Annotated in this window: 16 protein-coding genes; 6 read left to right on the top strand and 10 right to left on the bottom strand. The window is 64.1% G+C overall.

The features are described from left to right. Positions 1 to 388: 388 nt before the first annotated feature. The 3 genes from PST29_RS18395 (at position 389) to PST29_RS18385 (ending at position 2,569) form a co-directional block, all read left to right on the top strand. Positions 389 to 1,363, top strand: a complete 975-nt coding sequence (locus PST29_RS18395; RefSeq protein WP_060839954.1) for a cyclase family protein — start codon at positions 389 to 391, stop codon at positions 1,361 to 1,363. Positions 1,364 to 1,444: 81 nt separating this feature from the next. Then, positions 1,445 to 1,957, top strand: a complete 513-nt coding sequence (locus PST29_RS18390) for a hypothetical protein (RefSeq protein WP_060843989.1) — start codon at positions 1,445 to 1,447, stop codon at positions 1,955 to 1,957. Positions 1,958 to 2,038: 81 nt separating this feature from the next. Beyond that, a complete protein-coding gene (locus tag PST29_RS18385; RefSeq protein WP_060839952.1) occupies positions 2,039 to 2,569 on the top strand; it encodes a hypothetical protein in 531 nt (176 codons plus the stop codon). Here the strand turns inward: PST29_RS18385 and PST29_RS18380 are convergent. Next, positions 2,562 to 3,134: a LuxR C-terminal-related transcriptional regulator gene (locus PST29_RS18380; protein ID WP_016967597.1), complete on the bottom strand. Its 573-nt coding sequence runs from the start codon at positions 3,132 to 3,134 to the stop codon at positions 2,562 to 2,564. The two genes, PST29_RS18385 and PST29_RS18380, sit on opposite strands and share 8 nt — an antisense overlap. Positions 3,135 to 3,280: 146 nt before the next feature. On the opposite strand from PST29_RS18380, the gene PST29_RS18375 reads away from it, so the two are divergent. From PST29_RS18375 to PST29_RS18365, 3 genes are read left to right on the top strand one after another with little or no spacing between them, the layout of a single operon-like run. Beyond that, entirely contained in the window at positions 3,281 to 4,459 is a 1,179-nt protein-coding gene (locus PST29_RS18375) for an acetyl-CoA acetyltransferase (RefSeq protein WP_060839951.1), read from the top strand. A 2-nt stretch (positions 4,460 to 4,461) separates the two neighbouring features. Then, positions 4,462 to 6,003, top strand: a complete 1,542-nt coding sequence (locus PST29_RS18370) for a class I adenylate-forming enzyme family protein (RefSeq protein WP_060843988.1) — start codon at positions 4,462 to 4,464, stop codon at positions 6,001 to 6,003. 43 nt (positions 6,004 to 6,046) lie between these two features. Then, positions 6,047 to 7,387, top strand: coding sequence for an MFS transporter (locus PST29_RS18365; RefSeq protein WP_060843987.1), 1,341 nt, complete (start codon positions 6,047 to 6,049; stop codon positions 7,385 to 7,387). A gap of 47 nt (positions 7,388 to 7,434) precedes the next feature. Here the strand turns inward: PST29_RS18365 and PST29_RS18360 are convergent, their stop codons facing one another. The 9 genes from PST29_RS18360 to PST29_RS18320 all read right to left on the bottom strand — a co-directional run bounded on the left by PST29_RS18360 (position 7,435) and on the right by PST29_RS18320 (position 17,488). After that, on the bottom strand, positions 7,435 to 8,784 hold the full coding sequence (locus PST29_RS18360) for a cation:proton antiporter (RefSeq protein ID WP_060839948.1): 1,350 nt from the start codon (positions 8,782 to 8,784) through the stop codon (positions 7,435 to 7,437). Positions 8,785 to 8,793: 9 nt separating this feature from the next. Then, positions 8,794 to 10,305: an amidase gene (locus PST29_RS18355; protein ID WP_060843986.1), complete on the bottom strand. Its 1,512-nt coding sequence runs from the start codon at positions 10,303 to 10,305 to the stop codon at positions 8,794 to 8,796. After that, positions 10,305 to 11,972, bottom strand: a complete 1,668-nt coding sequence (locus tag PST29_RS18350) for an NAD(P)/FAD-dependent oxidoreductase (RefSeq protein WP_060843985.1) — start codon at positions 11,970 to 11,972, stop codon at positions 10,305 to 10,307. The genes PST29_RS18355 and PST29_RS18350 overlap by 1 nt, the downstream gene beginning before the upstream one ends. Positions 11,973 to 12,038: 66 nt before the next feature. Further along, positions 12,039 to 12,680 (bottom strand): peroxiredoxin-like family protein, encoded by a 642-nt coding sequence (locus tag PST29_RS18345; RefSeq protein ID WP_060843984.1) that lies wholly within the window; start codon positions 12,678 to 12,680, stop codon positions 12,039 to 12,041. A 16-nt stretch (positions 12,681 to 12,696) separates the two neighbouring features. After that, the gene (locus tag PST29_RS18340; RefSeq protein WP_060843983.1) at positions 12,697 to 13,461 is read right to left on the bottom strand and encodes a DNA alkylation repair protein; all 765 of its coding nucleotides are present in this window, start codon (positions 13,459 to 13,461) and stop codon (positions 12,697 to 12,699) included. Then, positions 13,454 to 15,097 carry an FAD-binding oxidoreductase gene (locus tag PST29_RS18335; protein ID WP_060843982.1) on the bottom strand — a complete coding sequence of 548 codons (1,644 nt, stop codon included), beginning with the start codon at positions 15,095 to 15,097 and terminating at the stop codon, positions 13,454 to 13,456. Before PST29_RS18335 ends, PST29_RS18340 begins: the two co-directional genes overlap by 8 nt. After that, a complete protein-coding gene (locus PST29_RS18330; protein ID WP_060843981.1) occupies positions 15,087 to 15,953 on the bottom strand; it encodes a class I SAM-dependent methyltransferase in 867 nt (288 codons plus the stop codon). Before PST29_RS18330 ends, PST29_RS18335 begins: the two co-directional genes overlap by 11 nt. A 51-nt stretch (positions 15,954 to 16,004) precedes the next feature. Then, positions 16,005 to 16,934 carry a GNAT family N-acetyltransferase gene (locus PST29_RS18325; RefSeq protein ID WP_060843980.1) on the bottom strand — a complete coding sequence of 310 codons (930 nt, stop codon included), beginning with the start codon at positions 16,932 to 16,934 and terminating at the stop codon, positions 16,005 to 16,007. A gap of 41 nt (positions 16,935 to 16,975) precedes the next feature. Continuing rightward, positions 16,976 to 17,488 (bottom strand): MarR family winged helix-turn-helix transcriptional regulator, encoded by a 513-nt coding sequence (locus PST29_RS18320; protein ID WP_060839940.1) that lies wholly within the window; start codon positions 17,486 to 17,488, stop codon positions 16,976 to 16,978. Between the last annotated feature and the right edge of the window lie 148 nt (positions 17,489 to 17,636).

Here is a 17,636-nt window from a genome sequence, read left to right as displayed (position 1 = left end):
GGTGACGGTTGATCGCCAGGCAAGGCCCTGCGGGCCTTTTCGCAGCCTCGCCGTGGCTCGGCAGCGGCTACAGCCAGTGTCAATCCGGGCTGGTGTAGCCGCTGCCGCAGGCGGCGAACGGCCCGCAGGGCCGCACAGTTCCAGAGGGCGCCTGAGGGTGACGGTTGATCGCCAGGCAAGGCCCTGCGGGCCTTTTCGCAGCCTCGCCGTGGCTCGGCAGCGGCTACAGCCAGTGTTAATCCGGGCTGGTGTAGCCGCTGCCGCAGGCTGCGAACGGCCCGCAGGGCCGCACAGTTCCAGAGGGCGCCTGGGGTGACGGTTGATCTCCCAAGCAAGGCCCCGCGGGCATTTTCGCCCGCTTCAACCCAATCAATGGAGTGCATTCGACATGTGTGGGATCGATAACGACAAGCACCACCCCAATACCCGGCAGTTGCTTGAAGGTCTGCCAAAGAACTGGGGCAAATGGGGGCCGGACGACGAGGTTGGCGCCCTCAACTACCTGCAACAGGCCGAGGTGCTGCGCGGTGTCGCCGCGGTGCGCCAGGGCAAGACCTTCACCCTGCAGGTGCAGATCGGCCACCCCGGCGGTGACCCGATGTGGCCGGCGCGCAACCCTTCGATGCGCTTCAATACCCTGGACCGCAGCCACTATCAGGCCGGCAAGCAGCCGTCGATGACCGGCGGTGCCGAGTACTGCGACGACGTGATCTTCATGCAGTTGCAGGGCTCGACCCAGTACGACGCCCTGGGCCACGCCTGGTACGACAACCAGCTGTGGAACGGCTACGACGCCAGCAGCACCGTCGGCGGCATGGCCAAGGCCAGCGTGCTGCCGATTGCCGAGCGCGGCGTGGTGGGCCGCGCGGTGCTGATCGACATGGCCCGGCATCGCGGCAAGAAGTACCTGGGCCGCGGCGAGACCTTCAATCACCTGGACCTGCTGGCCGCCGCCAAGGCCCAGGGCGTGGCCATCGAGAAACGCGACATCCTGATCATCCGCACCGGCTCCATGGGCGCCTTCTACGAGTACGGCAAGACCGAGTTCTTCAAGGACCTGGTGGAGCCGGGGCTGACCTACAGCCGCGAACTGGTGGACTGGTTCAACCAGATGGAGATCCCCAACCTGGTCACCGACACCATCGCCAACGAAGTGATCACCGACCCGGTGTCCGGGGTGCAGATCCCGCTGCACTGCGCGCTGATGCGCAACCTGGGGATCGCCTTCACCGAGATCGTGCTGCTCGAAGACCTGGCCGAGGATTGCGCCGCCGACGGCCAGTGGACCTTCCTCTACACCGCTGCGCCGTTGAAGATCGTCGGCGGCAGCGGGGCACCGGTGAACCCCATCGTCATCAAGTAGCCGGCGCTTGCTGGTGGAGAGGCGGGCGCAGGGTTTATCCTGCGCCCCCTCACCAAGACCGATAGGGATCATCGACCGATCATGCATGACGATTCGCACCCGCCGGACTGCAGCTGCTGCCTGGATCACGCCAATGCCCATCAGGGCGTACTCGATACCCTGGAGTTGATGGCCGACCACCCCGAGGCCAGCGAGGACGACATCGTCCAACTGCTGCAGGCGCGTGGCTACTCGGCCATCGCCGCGGAAAAACTCAACGCCTTCGTGCCATCGGCCCTGGCCTGGATCGTGCTCAAGCGCCTGGGGGTGAAACACCTGCCCAACCACTTCATCGCCCTGGATGAGGAGGGCGAGGAGGTCCGGGTTCCGGTGGCCGATCAGCACTACTTCACCGCCGCGCTGACCCTGGCCTACAACACCTTCGAAAACGGCTGGAGCGAGGTGCTGCCGCGCAAGACCTACGAAATGGTGGCTGGCCGCAGCGCCGAAATGGCCATGGCCAACGAGGCGCTGTATGCCGGGGAGTCACTGCAGGGGTCCACCCTGGAGCCCGTGCAACTGCTGCGTCTGGATGCCAGGGCGGCGCTTGAGTAAGCGCCCGGACACTGGCGGGCCGCAGGTCATGGGGTTACCCTGCGGCTGTTTTTTTGAGACCGATATGGACCTTCGCCTCCCGTGACCGATACCTGCCCGCCCAACTGCGCGCATTGCGCCGATTACCCCGACCACCAGACCGCCCACCAGGCCGTGGTCGAAGCCCTGCAAGTGATGGGCGCCCACCCCAAGGCCAGCGAAGACGAGATCGTGCAGATGCTCCAGGCCCGTGGCTACTCGGCCATCGTCGCCGAGAAGCTCAACGCCTTCGTGCCCTCGGCCCTGAGCTGGCCGCTGCTCAAGCGCCTGGGGGTGGAGACCTTCGTCGGTCACTTCATTGCCTACGACGACAATGACCAGGAGGTGCAGATCCCGGTTTCCAGCCAGCACTATTTCACCGCCGCGCTGATGCTGGCCTACAACACGCTCGAAGCGGGTTGGAGCGAGGAGTTGCCCCACGGCACCTTTGTCAGCGTGACGCAACACAGCGCCGAGATGAACGCGGCGAACAAGGTGTTGAACCAGGGCGGCAGCCTGGAGGGCGGGACGATCGGGCCCTTGAAGTTGCTGCGGCTGAGCGCCAGCGAGGTGCTGGGGCAAGCCCCTAGCTGATGTAGATGATCTTCGACACCAGCTCGGCGCTGTTCTTGGCCTGCAGCTTCTTCATCAGGCGGGCGCGGTGCACCTCCACCGTGCGGTGGGATATCGCCAGTTTGCGCGCCACTTCCTTGCAGGTCAGGCCGTTGACGATGTGCAGCGAGATCTCGCGCTCGCGTGGGGTCAGGCGCACGGTGGGCGCCAGCTGCCGGTCCAGGCGTTCGAAGTGCCAGATCATCAGCCCGAACGGGTCGTCCGGGGTCAGGGAAAAACCATGGGCCCGGGCCCAGAACACTTCGCCGTTGCGGTGCTGCATAAAGCGTTCGTCCGTGTAGGACGCGCCCTGGCCGTTGCGCAGCCAGTGTTCGCTGCGCTCGCCAATGCTCTGGTAGTCGGCCTGGGACGGGTACAGCAACAGGGTCAGGTGATCGAGCAACTGTTCGCGCTCATAGCCGAACAGGCGCAGGAAAGCCTGGTTGCAGTCGAGCATGCGCCGATGCCCGGTGATCAACTGCGGTGCGGGGGAAACCTGGAAGGCCAGGCGCTCTAGGTCCTGGAGCTGCTGGGCATATACGGTCATGGGGCATCCTGCCTCGTGGAAGTCGTTGCGCCGCTCTGGCGCGGGGGGGCACTACTTACTGTTGTACGTAGTTGCCCCAACTAGCGTCTGATTGTGGCGCTCGCCATTGTAGGGAACGTCCGCTTCAAGCACAGAAGAAAATCACCATGAATCATGCTTCCGTATCCATCGTCGCTGCCGCCCACACATCGTTCGGTCGTCTCCAGGGGCTGACCCTGGAGGACCTGATCGTCCAGGTCACCCGCGAGGCCCTGGCGGATGCCGCGATCGATGCCGCCGAGATCGATGCACTGTTTCTCGGGCATTTCAACGCAGGCCTGGTGCCGGACGGCTTTCCCGCCTCGCTGATGCTCCAGGCCGATCCGCAATTGCGCTTCAAACCGGCCACCCGTTGCGAAAATGCCTGCGCCTCGGGCTCGGCGGCGATCCTCGCGGGGGTCAATGCGATTCGCAGTGGCGCCGCTGAACTGGTGCTGGTGGTGGGCGCGGAAAAGATGACCAGCAACTCCACCGCCGAGGTCACCCAAGCCCTGGCCGGTGCCGGTTACCAGAACGATCCCGCGGAAGCCGGCCTGAGTTTTGCGCAGCTGTTTGCCCGGGTCGCCCAGCAGTACACCGAGCGCTACCACAGCCCGTTGGCCTCGATGGCGGCGATCGCGGTGAAGAACCACAGCAATGCCATGGCCAACCCGCTGGCGCAGATGCACCGAGCGATGGACTTCGAGCATTGCAACCAGGTGTCCCAGAGCAATCCGCTGATCGCGCCGTCCTTGCGCCTCACCGACTGCTCGCTGATCAGTGACGGCGCGGCGGCGATTGTCCTGGCTTCGCCGCAGCGCGCGCGTTTGTTCCGGCGCGAAGTGGCGATCCGCGCCCTGAGCCAGGTCAATGACCTGCTGCCGATGGCCAGTCGCGACATCCTGGCCTTTGACGGTCCGCAGCGGGCCATCCACGGCGCCTTGCGCGAGGCCGGGGTCAGCCTGGGAGACATGAGCTTTGCCGAGGTCCACGACTGCTTCACCATCGCCGAGCTGCTGATCTATGAAGCCATGGGCCTGGCGCCCAAGGGCGAAGGCCATCGGGCCCTGGACGAGGGCATCGTGCGCCACGGCGGCCGTTTGCCGGTCAACCTGTCCGGCGGGCTCAAGGCCAAGGGCCACCCGGTGGGGGCCACCGGCGTGTCGATGCATGCCCTGGGCTTTCGCCAATTGATCGGCGAGCCGATTGGCCTGGGCGTGCCCCGGGCCGAGTTCGGCCTGCTGTTCAACATGGGCGGGATGGCCGTGGCCAACTACGCCACGGTCCTGCAAGCGCTCAGGGCCTGAGCATGAACATCGCCCATTGGCTGCTGGACGCGGCCCAACGCTGGCCGCAGCGCCCGGCGCTGTTCGAGGGCCGCCGCCAGGTGGCCGACTACCAGGGGTTTGCCGCGCGGGTCCGGGCCCGCGCCCTGCACCTGCGGCACGACCACTGCATCGCCGCCGGGGACCGGGTGGCCTTGCTGATGAAGAACAGCTGCGACTACCTGGAACTGCTCTACGCCATCTGGTGGAGCGGAGCGGTGGCGGTGCCGGTCAACAGCAAGCTGCATCCGCGGGAGGCGGCCTGGATCGTCGGCAATGCCGGGGCCAGGTTGATCTTCACCGACGGCGGCCGGACCTTCGAGCTGCAGGATTTGCCCGCCGATTGCCGCGAGCTGCCCGGCGAAGTCATGCCGGCGCCGGCGGGCGCCCCGGACGGCGAACTGCGCGAGCCCTGGCCGTGCGCCGACGACGAGCTGGCCTGGCTGTTCTATACCTCGGGCACCACCGGCCGTTCCAAGGGGGTGATGCTGTCCCACGGCAACCTGATCGCCATGTCGCTGTGCTACCCGCTGGATGTCGATCCGGTGCAGGCCGGCGATGCGCTGGTCTATGCCGCGCCGATGTCCCACGGTGCCGGGCTGTACAACTTCATTCACGTGCGCTGTGGTGCCCGGCACGTGGTGCCGGAGTCCCGGGGGTTCGATGCGTCAGAGCTGTTCGGGCTGGCGCAGGAACTGGGGCAGGTCAGCCTGTTTGCCGCGCCGACCATGGTCAAGCGCATGGTCGAGCAGGCCCGGCAACAAGGCTATGACGGCACGGGCATCAAGACCATCGTCTACGGTGGGGCACCGATGTACCGGGCGGACCTGGCCCAGGCCCTGGATACCTTCGGCCCGCGGCTGGTGCAGATCTACGGCCAGGGCGAGTGCCCGATGAGCATCAGTGCGCTGTCCCGGGAGCTGATCGCCGAGCGCCAGCACCCGGATTGGCCGGCGCTGGCGGCGTCGGTGGGGCGCCCGCATGCCTGTGTCGAAGTGCGCATCCTCGATCCCCGGGGACAGCCCCTGCCGGCCGGCGAGCCCGGGGAAATCGCCGTGCGCGGCGCCCCGGTGATGCACGGCTACTGGGACAACCCGGCCGCTACCCGGGCGACCCTGGTGGAGGGCTGGTTGCTCACCGGCGACATCGGTTTCCTCGACAGCCGCGGCTTCCTGACCCTGACCGACCGTTCCAAGGACGTGATCATTTCCGGCGGTAGCAACATCTACCCGCGGGAGGTGGAGGAGGTGCTGATGCAGCATCCCCAGGTGTTCGAGGTGTGCGTGGTGGGCCAGGCGGATGCCGAATGGGGCGAGTCGGTGGTGGCCTTCGTGGTCGCGCGCGACCCCGACGGCCTGGACTCGCAGGTGCTCAACCAGTGGTTCGTGACGCGCATGGCGTCGTTCAAGAAACCGCGCAAATACCTGTTTTGCGCCGAGCTGCCGAAGAACAGCTACGGCAAGATTCTCAAGACCCGCTTGCGTCAGTGGCTGCAGGACCCGACCGGGGCCGTTACCGACCGCTGAACGCACTTTCCCATGGACCGCAGTACGACAGGAGTCTCCCAACATGGACGTGTCCTCTTGCAACCCCCAGCGCCAGCGGCGCCGGGCCTTTATCGGCGCCACCTCCGGCCACTTGATCGAGTGGTACGACTACGGCGTCTACGGCTTTCTGGCGCTGTACATCGGCAAGGCGTTCTTCGTCTCCGATGACCCCACCAGCAGCCTGCTGGCGAGTTTCGCGGCCTTTGCCCTGAGCTTTTTCATCCGGCCCCTGGGCGGCCTGTTCTTTGGTCCGTTGGCGGACCGCATCGGCCGGCGCCGGACCCTGATCACGGTGCTGGTGCTGATGGCCGGCTCGACCTTCCTCCTGGGCCTGTTGCCGACCTACGCCAGCATCGGCATCGCCGCGCCGGTCATCCTGGTGCTGATCCGCTGTGTGCAGGGGTTTTCCGCCGGTGGCGAGATCGGCACCATCACCAGCTTCATTGCCGAATACGCCGGCCCCGGGCGCCGCGGCTTCGCCACTTGCTGGCTGATGGTCACCGCGGTGCTCGGCCTGTTGCTGGGCGGCGCGGTGGCCAACGGCATGACCTGGGGCCTGGGGGCGCAAGTGATGCAGGACTGGGGCTGGCGCATTCCGTTCCTGCTCGCCGGTCCTTTGGGCTTCATTTCCCTGTACATCCGCCTCAAGCTTGAAGACAGCCCGGAGTTCCTCGCCCTGGTGCAGGCCGGAGAGACCTCCAAGGCGCCGCTGCGCGAAGTCTGGCAGTGGAAACGCTCGATTGCCCTGGTGTTTTTCATCATCACCCTGCACAGCTCGATCTTTTACCTGGTGCTGACCTTTGCCTCGACCTACATGTCCAACACCCTCAAGTTCGACAGCGGCACCACCTTGCTCTATGTGTTCGTCGCCAGCCTCTCGGCGGCCCTGGTCATGCCCCTGGGCGGAGCCTTCACCGACCGCTACGGCCGCAAGCCGTTCCTGATGGTGATCGGCACCCTGGCCACCCTGGCCATGTACTGGTTCTTCAAGACCGCGCCCAACGCCACCCCGGCCACGCTGTTCTGGCCGTTGATGGCGGTGGCGATTCTGTTCGGGCTCTACGCGTCGTCGACCTACGCGCTGATGAGCGAACTGCTGCCCACCCGCATCCGCTCCACTGGTATCGCCGTGGCCTACAACATTCCGGTGGCGGTGTTCGGCGGCAGCGCGCCGCTGATTTCCACCTGGCTGATCAAGCTCACCGGCGACATCACCGCGCCCTGGTACTTCTACGTGGCCACCGGCGTGGCGTCGCTGATTGCCCTGGTGGTGCTGCGCAAGGAAGACTTCGTTGCCTGTGCCACGGAGCACCCGGCAAGGCAGTCAGACGCCGCCTTGAGCCTGCCCACCGTCGGCGCATGAGCCAAGCGCGGATCTGGTCGGTGGCGCGACCGACCAGATCCGAGCTGTCACAACTGGGCGGGTTGATTGCCCGCTATCGGCATCGGCTGCCCCAGGCGCTCGCGGGCAGTCAGCAGGCGGATCAGAGGTGAGGCGATGAAGGTGCTGATGATCGCCATGATCACCAGGATGGTGAAGTACTCTTTGGGCAGCACGCCAAGGTCATAACCGACGTTGAGCACCACCAGTTCCATCAAGGCGCGGGTGTTCATGCAGACCCCGATCAGCGCCGAGTTTCGCGGGCTTTCTCCCAGCAGCCGGCTGGAACCGTAGGCCCCGAAGAACTTGCTGGCAAATGCCACCAGGCACACCAGCAGACAGTTGAGCAGGGCGTTACTGCCCTCCAACGAACCTACGTCGGTTCGCAGGCCCGTATAGGCGAAAAATACCGGCAGGAAGAACGCGTTGACCAAGCCGCCGACCTTGGCGTTCCACTGGGCGACAAAGGGCCGGTGAGTATGCAGCGCCACGCCCATGATGAAGCCGCCAATGATCGAGAACACCCCTATCAGGTTGGTGATGACGGCGCTGGCAAAGAGCACGATCAGCATCAGTGAAATGCCGTGTGCCGACAGGGGCCGACGCTCCAGGTCGCCGATGATCCAGCGCAGGATCAAGGGGCGGACCTGCCACAGCACCACGACGATGAACAGCGCCAGGGCCAGCATCCTCAGGAGCGAGGTCCAGACGTTGAAGTTCGAGGCAATGATCGAGGTCACGCCGCCCAGGATCAGCCAACCGCAGACATCGTCGATTGCTGCGGCACCGATGGTCAGGGTCGCCACCCGTGATCGCGACAGGCCCAGTTCCATGAAAATGCGCCCCAGAATCGGCAGGGCGGTGATTGACAGGGCTGTGGCGAAGAACAGTTGAAAGGCCAGCAGCGGAGGCCGCTCACCGGTTATCTGCAGCCAGAAAAATTCGGCGCTGAAAAAGCCGCTGGCGAAGGGCACCAGCAAGCCCCCAAGACTGATGAAGATGATCGAACGCTTGCGGCCTTTGAGGTGCGCGCCAAATTCGAACTCCAGGCCCACCTGGAACATCAGCAGAATCAGCCCGACCTGAGCCGTCGCGATGAATGCGGTAGAGGTCTGCGGCACGAAGATGCTGTGCAACAGCTCTGGAAAAAAATACCCCAGCAAGCTTGGGCCCAGCACCAGGCCTGCAAGGATTTCACCGGCCACCGGGGTTTGTCCCAGGCAGCGGGTGCTGAGCCAGGAGATCACCCGGCTGACGGAAAAGATCACGATCAGCTGGATCAGGAACAGCAACGTCAGGTGTTCGGCCTGGGAGCCCACAGCCGATTGCCCCATGGGTGGGCTGGCGGGCTGTTGGGTTGTCGCACTGGTGGTTTGCATAGAGACTTCCTATCCCTTGAAGTGTGAAAGCGCTGGCTTGAGCCAGCCACCAAACTGAGTTTGCAGAAATACTGCGGCGTCCAGCAGCAAAGCGTCCTGGCCGGGTCCGGCGACCAGTTGCACGGCCACCGGGCAACCTTGATCCAGGCGCCCCATTGGCACGCTGAGGGCCGGCAGGCCCAGGGCGTTGAACAGGGCGCAGTAAGCAACGTCTAAGGGGCGCTTGAGGGCATGCCCGTGTTCCGGCGCGACGCCTGGCGTGACGGGCATCAGCAGCACGCTATGGCCGTCGAAGAGCTCGGCGAAGGCTCGTTGCAAGTGATCGCGCTGGGCAAGAAAACGTCCCAGCCCCGGATTGCCCAGGGCGTCGCCGACACTGTCCAGCCAGGTCGCCAGCAACGGCCCCGTAGCATGTCGCGCACGCCCTGCAAGGCTGGCGCGAGCTGCCCGCCAATAGCTCAGCGGCTGCCCATCGCCCAGGTAGTCCGCCAGGCGGACCTGCGCCTCAAGCTTGAGCACCGCCAGCCAGATGAAAAAGGCGTTGTGCATGCCCGGTTCCTGCCAGGCATGCAGCGTGGCGCCCTGGCTGGCCAGGCATTGCCCGGCGTCGTTCAAGGCCTGGGAGACAGCCTCGGACACCGGGCTGCTCCATTTCATCCTCTCAGGCAGGTACAGGTGTACCCGCCTCAGGCGCGCGGGTTCGGCAACGGGCGCAAACCGCGAATGGATATTGCGGTCGATGCCATCGGGCCCGGCGATGATCTGCAGGACTTCGCTCAAGTCCTCGGCATGTCGGCACAGTGGGCCGGCCGCAAAATGAGCGGATACCGCCTGCGCGTTAGCTTGCTCGCGACCACGCTCGTCCAGTGGCAAATGACCGCTCAAGGGCACCAGGCCGCGCGATGGCTTGAGACCGAAGACCCCATTGAACGCGGCGGGAATGCGCACTGAGCCAGCGCCATCGGTGCCGAGGGCAAAGGGCACGCAGGCGCTGGCCACCATGACCGCATCGCCGCCGCTGCTGCCTCCGGCGGTGCGCGAGGCGCGATACGGGTTGAGCGTGCGGCCATAGAGCAGATTGTCGGTTTCCGGCCACAGGGCCATCTCCGCCTGGTTGCCCAGCGCCACGGGAATGCCCCCCGCGCTGATCAGGCGCTGGGCAACCGTGGCCGTCGAGGAGGCCGTAACCTGCCGACGCAAGGTCGAGCCGCAGGTCTGTGGCCACCCCGCGAGCCCCAGGCCTTCTTTGATCGAGAAGGGCACTCCATGCAAGCGTCCCAGGGGGTGGCCCCGCAAGACATCAGCTTCTGCCCGACGCGCAGCGCTACGGGCGCAGCGGTAGAGTTCGACCGCTATCGGGTTGCACAGGGCCTGGATCTCTTGGCAGCGCTCGATGGACTGTTCCACCAGTTCGACCGGCGAGATGTCCTTGCGCTTGATCAGGTGCGCCAGTTGTACCGCGCTCAGCTCCAGCAACGCGGGCGGGCGGCCGCAGGAGGCCGACGGCGTCAGCGCGGACATCAACGGCGGGCCAGATCGAGAAAACCGCCGTCATTGCCAAAGGGCGACTTCAGCAGTTCCGGCGACTCGCCATATTTGTAGAACAGCGAGGGCTTGAGCCTCAGGCTCAGAGACCGCGCCAGATCCTGCACCACGCCGCAGCTGTGGCGCAGCAACAGTTTCAAGTGCCGCGGCGTCGCTGACCACTTGACCATCTTCATCAGGCGGACCCGCAGTGCGGCCGAACGCAGGTAGTAATGCGCGGCATACAGCGGCCGGGCGCGATGTTCGGCCTTGTACAGGTCGAAGTTGATGGTGCGCGAGTACAGGTTCGGCATCATCTCCGGGCTCAGGCCCGGGTTGGAACGGCGGACTTCCTGCAGCAGGCAGGCAAAGGGCAGGGGAGAAGGCTGCAACTCCCGGGGGTAGCGCGGCAGCAGGTCGGCAAACTGCTGGGCCTGGTGCCCGTCGAGGAAGTCGCCGGTCATGTACATCGGCAGCACGACGTGGAAGTAGGCCATGTTGGCGAACAACAGGGTCCAGCCCATCATGAACGGGTCGTCCATGACCTCGTACCATTTGCTCCAGGTGTCCTGCAGCGCCAGTTGCGCCTGAATGTGAGACTCCAGGCAGTTGACATAGGCCGGGGTCAAGCTGGCATGGAGGTCCTTTTCGATCATGGCCGCGATCTGCGGAATCTGCTGTGCCACATAGGCCAGCCCGGCGCTGTTGGCCGGATCGAAGGTGAACGCGGCGTCGCCGAGCAGGAACCAGCCGTCGGTGGAGTAGTACTGCTGGGCTTCATACATGTAGTTGTACATGGCGTGGGCATCGACCACCTGGCCGCTGGCGATCAGTTCGGTGATCACCGGATGATCGGCCATGACCTTGTCGTTGAACTGTTCGAGGGTGCTGATCTTCTGTTCGATCATGTCCGGGCGGTAGGTGATGCCGATGCTGATCATGTCTTTGCCATCGTCGCTGCGCATCGGGATCATCCAGATCCAGTAGCCCTTCCCGTAGAAGTGATGGGTGACGTAATAGGGGTCGTAGCAGTGGTGCTTGACCTTGTGGATGTTGATGTTGGACAGCAGGGTGCGGTCGAAGTCCTTGAGGCGGAACCAGAAGGTGCTGCGCTGGTAGGTGGGTTCCTTGTGCAGCTTGAGCTTCTTGGCCATGAAGCGGTTGCGTCCGGTGGCATCGATGATCCAGTCCGCGGTCAGTTGCTGGTGCGCGTCGCTGTCGCTGCGCAAGGTCAACAGGTGAGTGGCATGCTCGCCCTGGTGCAGGTCCACCGCGCTGACGTCGGCCTCGATCAGTTGCACTTGATGCGCGTCGACGATCCGCCGCAGGTCCCGGTCGAAACTGAACCGGTTGAGGTTGTAGGCCGGCATGCGAATCACCCCCGGTGCCTCATGCACCACATAGTTGCGGCATTCCGGGTTGTTGCGCAGCTTCAGGTAATAGGTCAGGCCGTACTTGTGGTAGTGCTTCTCCTCCAGCAGGCTGCCCAGTCCCAGGCCCTTGAAGAAGTGGGTGGTCAACTCAACCGTCGACTCGCCCACTATCGGGCGCTTTCGATCCGGGCGGCCGATCAGGATGACCTCGACTCCGGGGAGGCGTTTCTTGAAGTACAGGGCAGCCAGGTGACCGGCAACGCCGGCCCCCATGATAGCGATACGTTTCATTGGCTCAGTCCGTGAACAAATAGGGAGGGCCGAAGGTGCGACGGCCTTCGGCCGGGGGTGAACGGTTTAGCGGCCAGCAGCCTCGATCAGGGTCGCGGGTTCGACGCGTTCCGAGTAGTCGACATTGACAAAGGCGTGGCGAATCACCCCGTCCTGGCCGATCACGAAGGCGCTGGCCATTGGCAGCGTCAGGGCATCCGAGCCGTTGAAGACTTTCAAGTCGGCGCCCAGCGAGCGGTAGACCGCGTCCAGTTCATCCTCAAGCTTGAAGACGATGCCGTATTGCTTGGCCAGGCGGTTTTCCGGGTCGCTGAGCAGCAAGTAGCGAATGCCCAGCGCCTCACGGGTCTTGGCCGAGGATTGCGGTGTCTGCGCCGATACCGCGACCAGGGTGGCGCCGGAGGCTGCCAGGTCGCCGACCATCTGTTGGTAGGCGCTCAAGGCCAGGTTGCAGAACGGGCACCACAGGCCGCGGTAGAACACCAGTACCAGGGGGCCCTTGTCGAGCAGTTGGCGCAGGTCGACATCCTGGCCATCCGGGTCCTTGAGCACCGCCAGCGGCGCCTTGTCCCGGGCTTTCAGGGCCTTGGCTGCCAGGCCGCTGTCGACCAGTGCCTGCAGTGAGGCCGTGAACTTCTGCAGGATCTCGCCCGGCAGTTGTTCGGCCATCTGCTGTTTTGCGCCTTGCAGCTTTTCCTTGAGAGACATGCGTAACTCCTTTTTTCTAGTGAGACAGGCTTCGGGTAGCCCGGGTGTGAATCCTGTGGGAGGCCTTGCAATCGGGTGGGTAACGTTGAAACAGCTGGCGAACCCAGTCCGGGCGCGTCTTGCTGGCATCGTTGAGCCAGTTGGCGACAGAGTCCTGGGGGTATTTCTGGCTTTCGGCGAGCAGCGGGATCAGTAGTGGCTCGGCTAATTCCGGGGTGCTCTTGAGGGCGGCGATGTGCTCGCACCAGACGCCTCGGGGGCGCAGGATCTCGATGCTGAAGCGGCGGATCAGCGGGTCTTCGCTGAGCGCGTATTGGCGCAGCAGGGGCAGGGCCGTCGCAAGGTCCTGGCTGAGCAAGGGCCGCAAGGCGATCCAGGCCCATTCGCGCACGCCGAAGTGGCTGTCGCAGGCAAAGTGCAGCTGGCTCTGGATCGCCGTGGCCAGGGATTGATTGCGTTCGCGGTAGGCATTGGCGAAGGCCGCCCAACTGCGCACGGTGTCCGATGGATGGGCCTGCAACAGGGTCCAGGCCTGTTGGCGCGCGGGTGGTGCGGCGAGCTCCAGCCATTGCCCGAGAGCCAGCCCCAGGGCGGCGATTCTTTTCGAAATGCCCTGTTTCTCGGTTGCCTGGGCGGCGGCGACCAGCGCCTGTCCCAGGCTCTCGTCGAGCTGGCCGGCAATGGCCGTGGCCAGCGCGGTCTGGTCAACGGCCAGGCACTGCGCCAGGTTGCGGGTCTCGATCAGTCCCTGATTGATCAGGTGGGTGGTGTCTTCACTCATGGCAGGCTACCGGCTCGGGGGTGGCAAGGGGCGCTCGGGTGTCGGCAGGCAGGCAGTAGCGGCCTGGCGAGAGCAGATGATGGGGATCAAGGGCGTGCTTGAGGCGAGCTCCCAGCTGCCAGGCGGGTTGTTGCCGGTCCGCCAGCAACGGCATGAATGCCACCGGGACGCGATAGGGCACGATCCCCCGAGCCTTGCCCAGTTGGAACAGTTGCCGATAGCAGTCATGGGCCCGTGCGGATGCCTGAGGGTCGCTGCGCGCAAACAGCAATGGCACGGTGCAGTCAATGGCCCGGGTCGAGAGCGTGGTCAGGGTGATCGGGCAGAGCATGTCCTGCGCCTGGCACTGCTCGCTCATGGCGTGCAGGAAGTCTTCGATCAACTGCTTCTTGAACGGCAGTACCGGGGCGTACCAGATCAGCCCGCAGTGGTCGCGCGCGGGGTTCAATCCTGGCCCGGGAGGCGGCTTGGCCCCTGCGCTGTAGGCCAGCGGCAGGGCGACTTCGTTGGGGCGCCCTTCCATCAGTTCAACGCCGAGCAACATCTTTTCCAGGGTCCGCTGCCAGCGCCGCGCCCAACTCCCGGGCAGCCGCTGCAACAGGCCGTGTGCCAGGCTCAACTGGCGCCGGGTCTTGAACATCGAGCGATCGGCAAAGCCCTTGAGTTCGCGCCGGATCATGCGCTTGAGCGATGCGTGCTGGTCCGCGTGGCAATAGATCGAGCCAACCCCCATCCAGGCCGGCAGCCCCAGGCTATCGGCGGCCTGGCGCAGTTGTTCGCCGGAGCGTCCGGCGAGGCCCTGGCCTTCACTGGCCATGGTCAGCAGGCGAGTGCGGTTCATGAGGTTGATGCCGCCCACCTGGCCCTGGGCCTGTTCGAGGATACGCCGCACACCCTCCAGCGCCGGACCAAGCCTGGCCGGGTCTTCGATCCAGAAATAGAACGGCTGAATGATCTGGGGTTTTCTCACCAGGGCGAGGCTCATCTGGGTCACGATGCCCAACCCGCTCTGGCTGAACAGGCCGTCCAGATAGGGGCCCACGCCCCATTTGAAACACGGACTGGCGGCTCCCATCGACAGCGGCGAGCGGTAGATCTGGCCGTCGGGCAGCACCGCCTCCAGGGCCAGGACAGCTTGGAAGTGGTCGGTCTGCGGGGTGATGCCGTAACCGCGCTCCAGTGCGTTGCCCAGCAGGCTGCAAGAGGGACCGGCGCCAGTTACCGGGGTCAGGTAGGGCAGGCCGCGATCTTGCAGGTATTGCGCCAGCGCGCCTTGGGTAACGCCGGGCTCGAGTGTGACGACTGAGAGCTCCTGGTCGAACGACAGAATCCGTGTCATGCCCGACAAATCCATGACGACGCAGTGCTCGCGACCGGTCGCGGCACAACCGTAGCCCCAGTTGTTACCGGTACTGATGGGGTGCAAGGCGATGCGGTGCCGGTGGGCGATGGCCACACAGGCCGCCACTTGCTCGCTGGAAAGGGGCGCGATCACCGCCTGGGCATAGGCCGGAGAATGCATGGTGTCGTGCTGGACGTGGGCGATGCCGGCATGATCGAGGCGCACTTGCGACTCTCCCAGAACGTCGCGCCACTGCTCCAGGGCGGCCTGCAGGCGGGTGCTTTCAGAAAGCACTGGCCAACCCTCCCAACCGCAGGAACAGGCGCAGTTGCTGTACATCGGCCCTGCGGCTGGCTGGCAGCGCGGCATAACGGCGCTTGAACTCCGGCTTCATGGTCTTGACGCAGCGTCGCTTGGGCGTGCGGATCACCATCATCAATGGGCTCAGTGCCGTGCTGTAGACCTTGGCGCAAGGTCCCAGGTAGCTGGCCGCCAGCGTCTGGAACTCTTCCAGGGAGAAGGCCGCCAACAGCGAGTGGCGGTAGTCCAGCAGGGTTTCCTGATCGGCGCCGTCGCTGGCGCGCTGGACGAAGTAATCCACCGATTCGGTTGATTTCAGGCGCCCGAAGTCATTCAGGTAAATGGCGCGATCGTTACGCAGCACCCGGGCAATGTTCCTGAAGGTGGACTCCAGCTGTTCCAGGCTCGCCAGGTGGTGCAGGGCCATGGAGGAAATCACCACGTCGACACTGCGGTCGCCGATCCGGCCCAGGCGAGACATGTCGTCCTCAATCAATTCAACGTTGTCGATGCCTTGTTGCCGAATCGAATCCCGGGCGATGTCGAGCATGTTTCTTGATAGGTCGACCCCCACGAATTCGGCCCGCGGGTTGAGTCGCGCCACCTGCAGCAGCAGGCTGGCGGGCCCGCAGCCGATATCCAGGACAACGTCCCCGGGCTTGATCAGCGCGCACATCTGCGCCGCGTGATACAGGTAGGTTCCAGAGAGGGCCTGGCCCTGTCCGGCACTGTTGGCATAGGACGCAACGCTGGGCTGGGCCTCCATGACCAGCTCCGGTTCCGGTGTGCGAATGAACGGCTGTTTAGTGGTGATTTCTCTGTAAATCGCCCGCAGCAATCCCGTATCCATGACTCATCCTCCATGAAATGATGTGTGAAATTCGGCAGGGGAAGGGCGTGTTTACGCCAGGGCCAGCGCCCGTTTGATGCGGTTGCTCAGGTGCCTGCCATGGACCCCGCAGCGGGCCATGTGGATCAGCACGTCCTGTTGCTGCCAGCGATGCACGCCAGCATCGGCCGGCAGGCGAATCGCATCGAAGTCGCGCTGGCAGAAAAATTCGAAGAAGTTGGTGCTCTTTCCCGCGACCGCCAATTTGACCCCGGAGGACTGATAAACGCTCTTGAAGCTGTCCTGGGCGTCTGCCAGCCCCAGTGACAAGGGCTGGGAAAGGGCGTCGTTGAGCTTGGTGTAGCGCTCCACACGGCCAATCGGCGAAAAGAACAGCACCTTGCGATAGAAGGAGCTGGCCCTGGGATGCACGGCAATCAGCAGCTTTTCAATCCCGCGGTAGTGCATTGCCCATCGGAACATCGCGTTGTAGAGCATCAGCGGCACACCCTTGCCACGGTAATGCGCGGATACCGCGAGGGTCCCGACTTCGGCCAGGCGCTGGCCCGACAGACGCTGCAGCAGGACTTCGTTGCCGTGAACTTCTTCCATCGGCAATCCCAGCATCGAGTCTTCGATCAATGACACCGTGCCGATGACCTGCTGTTCCTTGATCGCGACGAAGGTCGTGGTGCCAGGTAGCAGGTGAAAGGCAGAAAAACGCATGCCGGCACGGCAGACGGTGGAGATTCCCCGGCGTGCATAACTCTCATTGACCAGTCGCAGGGCTTCTTCCAGCTCGAAGAGGCTTTGTATCGGGCGGAACTCGAAGCCCTCGATGGCCAGGGGCGCGCGGGCGATGCGCGTGAGAAACAGGTGGCGGTAGAGCGGGGGAGGAATGTAACGCTCCAATGAGGCCAGGCTATGCCTGAGCGTATCGACGCTACTGTGAAGACGCGGCTTCCTGCCGAAATTGGTCATTACCTTTTGACTCTGCAACATCAGTCACCTCCATGTGTTGCTACTACCATTGACGCCCGGCGCTAATCCCCGTCAGGAGGTTGCAGTGCCAGGGCGGGGCTTGCAGAAATGCAATAGATCGCTTCAGTCAGCGCCTGGCGTTGTTCCGCGCTCAGGCCTTCGATAATGCTGCAGATCCAATCGGTGTGATCGGCGAACACTTCGTCCACCACCTGCTTGCCTTCCGCGGTCAGGTTGATGATCAGCTTGCGTCGATCCGTCGGGTCTGGCTTGCGCTTGATGAAACCATCGCCTTGCAGGCCATCGAGCAGTCCGGTCACGGTGCCAGTGGTGATGGACAAGCGCGTCGCGAGTTCCAGTGGCGAGAGTTTCCCGCCCGCACTCTTGAGGGTCAGCATGATCACGAAGCGCCCCTCTGAAAGGCTGTAGCGGGCAAGCCGTACAGCACAGACGCGGTTGATGGTCGCTGCGGCCGAAAGCAGTTCGAAGCACAGTCTGACGCTCTCGCGAGCGTCGGGAGAAATGTTCTCCAGTGCCTGCAGCATGATGTGATGTTTGTTCTCTAAAATATTCATAAGGCGCAGTTTATCTTGGCGCCTTACTAAGTCAACGGTTAATTCTTTTGGTTTCTTTTGTTGGTTTTAACGTGTTGTTTTATATGGATTTAATTTGATATTTGCGGCGTGGGAGGGGGAGGTTTGGAGGGGCAATTGGTGACTTATT

The organism is Pseudomonas sp. St29 (genome assembly GCF_001547915.1).
Classification (GTDB): domain Bacteria; phylum Pseudomonadota; class Gammaproteobacteria; order Pseudomonadales; family Pseudomonadaceae; genus Aquipseudomonas.
Note: the sequence above shows the minus strand (reverse complement) of the source record. Positions and strands in the feature narration are given on the sequence as shown.

Coding starts and splice junctions, on each gene's coding strand:
- PST29_RS18320 (WP_060839940.1), bottom strand. CDS start 17,488: ATGAATATTTTAGAGAACAAACATCACATCATGCTGCAGGCACTGGAG.
- PST29_RS18350 (WP_060843985.1), bottom strand. CDS start 11,972: ATGAAACGTATCGCTATCATGGGGGCCGGCGTTGCCGGTCACCTGGCT.
- PST29_RS18345 (WP_060843984.1), bottom strand. CDS start 12,680: ATGTCTCTCAAGGAAAAGCTGCAAGGCGCAAAACAGCAGATGGCCGAA.
- PST29_RS18340 (WP_060843983.1), bottom strand. CDS start 13,461: ATGAGTGAAGACACCACCCACCTGATCAATCAGGGACTGATCGAGACC.
- PST29_RS18365 (WP_060843987.1), top strand. CDS start 6,047: ATGGACGTGTCCTCTTGCAACCCCCAGCGCCAGCGGCGCCGGGCCTTT.
- PST29_RS18390 (WP_060843989.1), top strand. CDS start 1,445: ATGCATGACGATTCGCACCCGCCGGACTGCAGCTGCTGCCTGGATCAC.
- PST29_RS18370 (WP_060843988.1), top strand. CDS start 4,462: ATGAACATCGCCCATTGGCTGCTGGACGCGGCCCAACGCTGGCCGCAG.
- PST29_RS18375 (WP_060839951.1), top strand. CDS start 3,281: ATGAATCATGCTTCCGTATCCATCGTCGCTGCCGCCCACACATCGTTC.
- PST29_RS18330 (WP_060843981.1), bottom strand. CDS start 15,953: ATGGATACGGGATTGCTGCGGGCGATTTACAGAGAAATCACCACTAAA.
- PST29_RS18395 (WP_060839954.1), top strand. CDS start 389: ATGTGTGGGATCGATAACGACAAGCACCACCCCAATACCCGGCAGTTG.
- PST29_RS18380 (WP_016967597.1), bottom strand. CDS start 3,134: ATGACCGTATATGCCCAGCAGCTCCAGGACCTAGAGCGCCTGGCCTTC.
- PST29_RS18360 (WP_060839948.1), bottom strand. CDS start 8,784: ATGCAAACCACCAGTGCGACAACCCAACAGCCCGCCAGCCCACCCATG.
- PST29_RS18355 (WP_060843986.1), bottom strand. CDS start 10,305: ATGTCCGCGCTGACGCCGTCGGCCTCCTGCGGCCGCCCGCCCGCGTTG.
- PST29_RS18325 (WP_060843980.1), bottom strand. CDS start 16,934: ATGTTGCAGAGTCAAAAGGTAATGACCAATTTCGGCAGGAAGCCGCGT.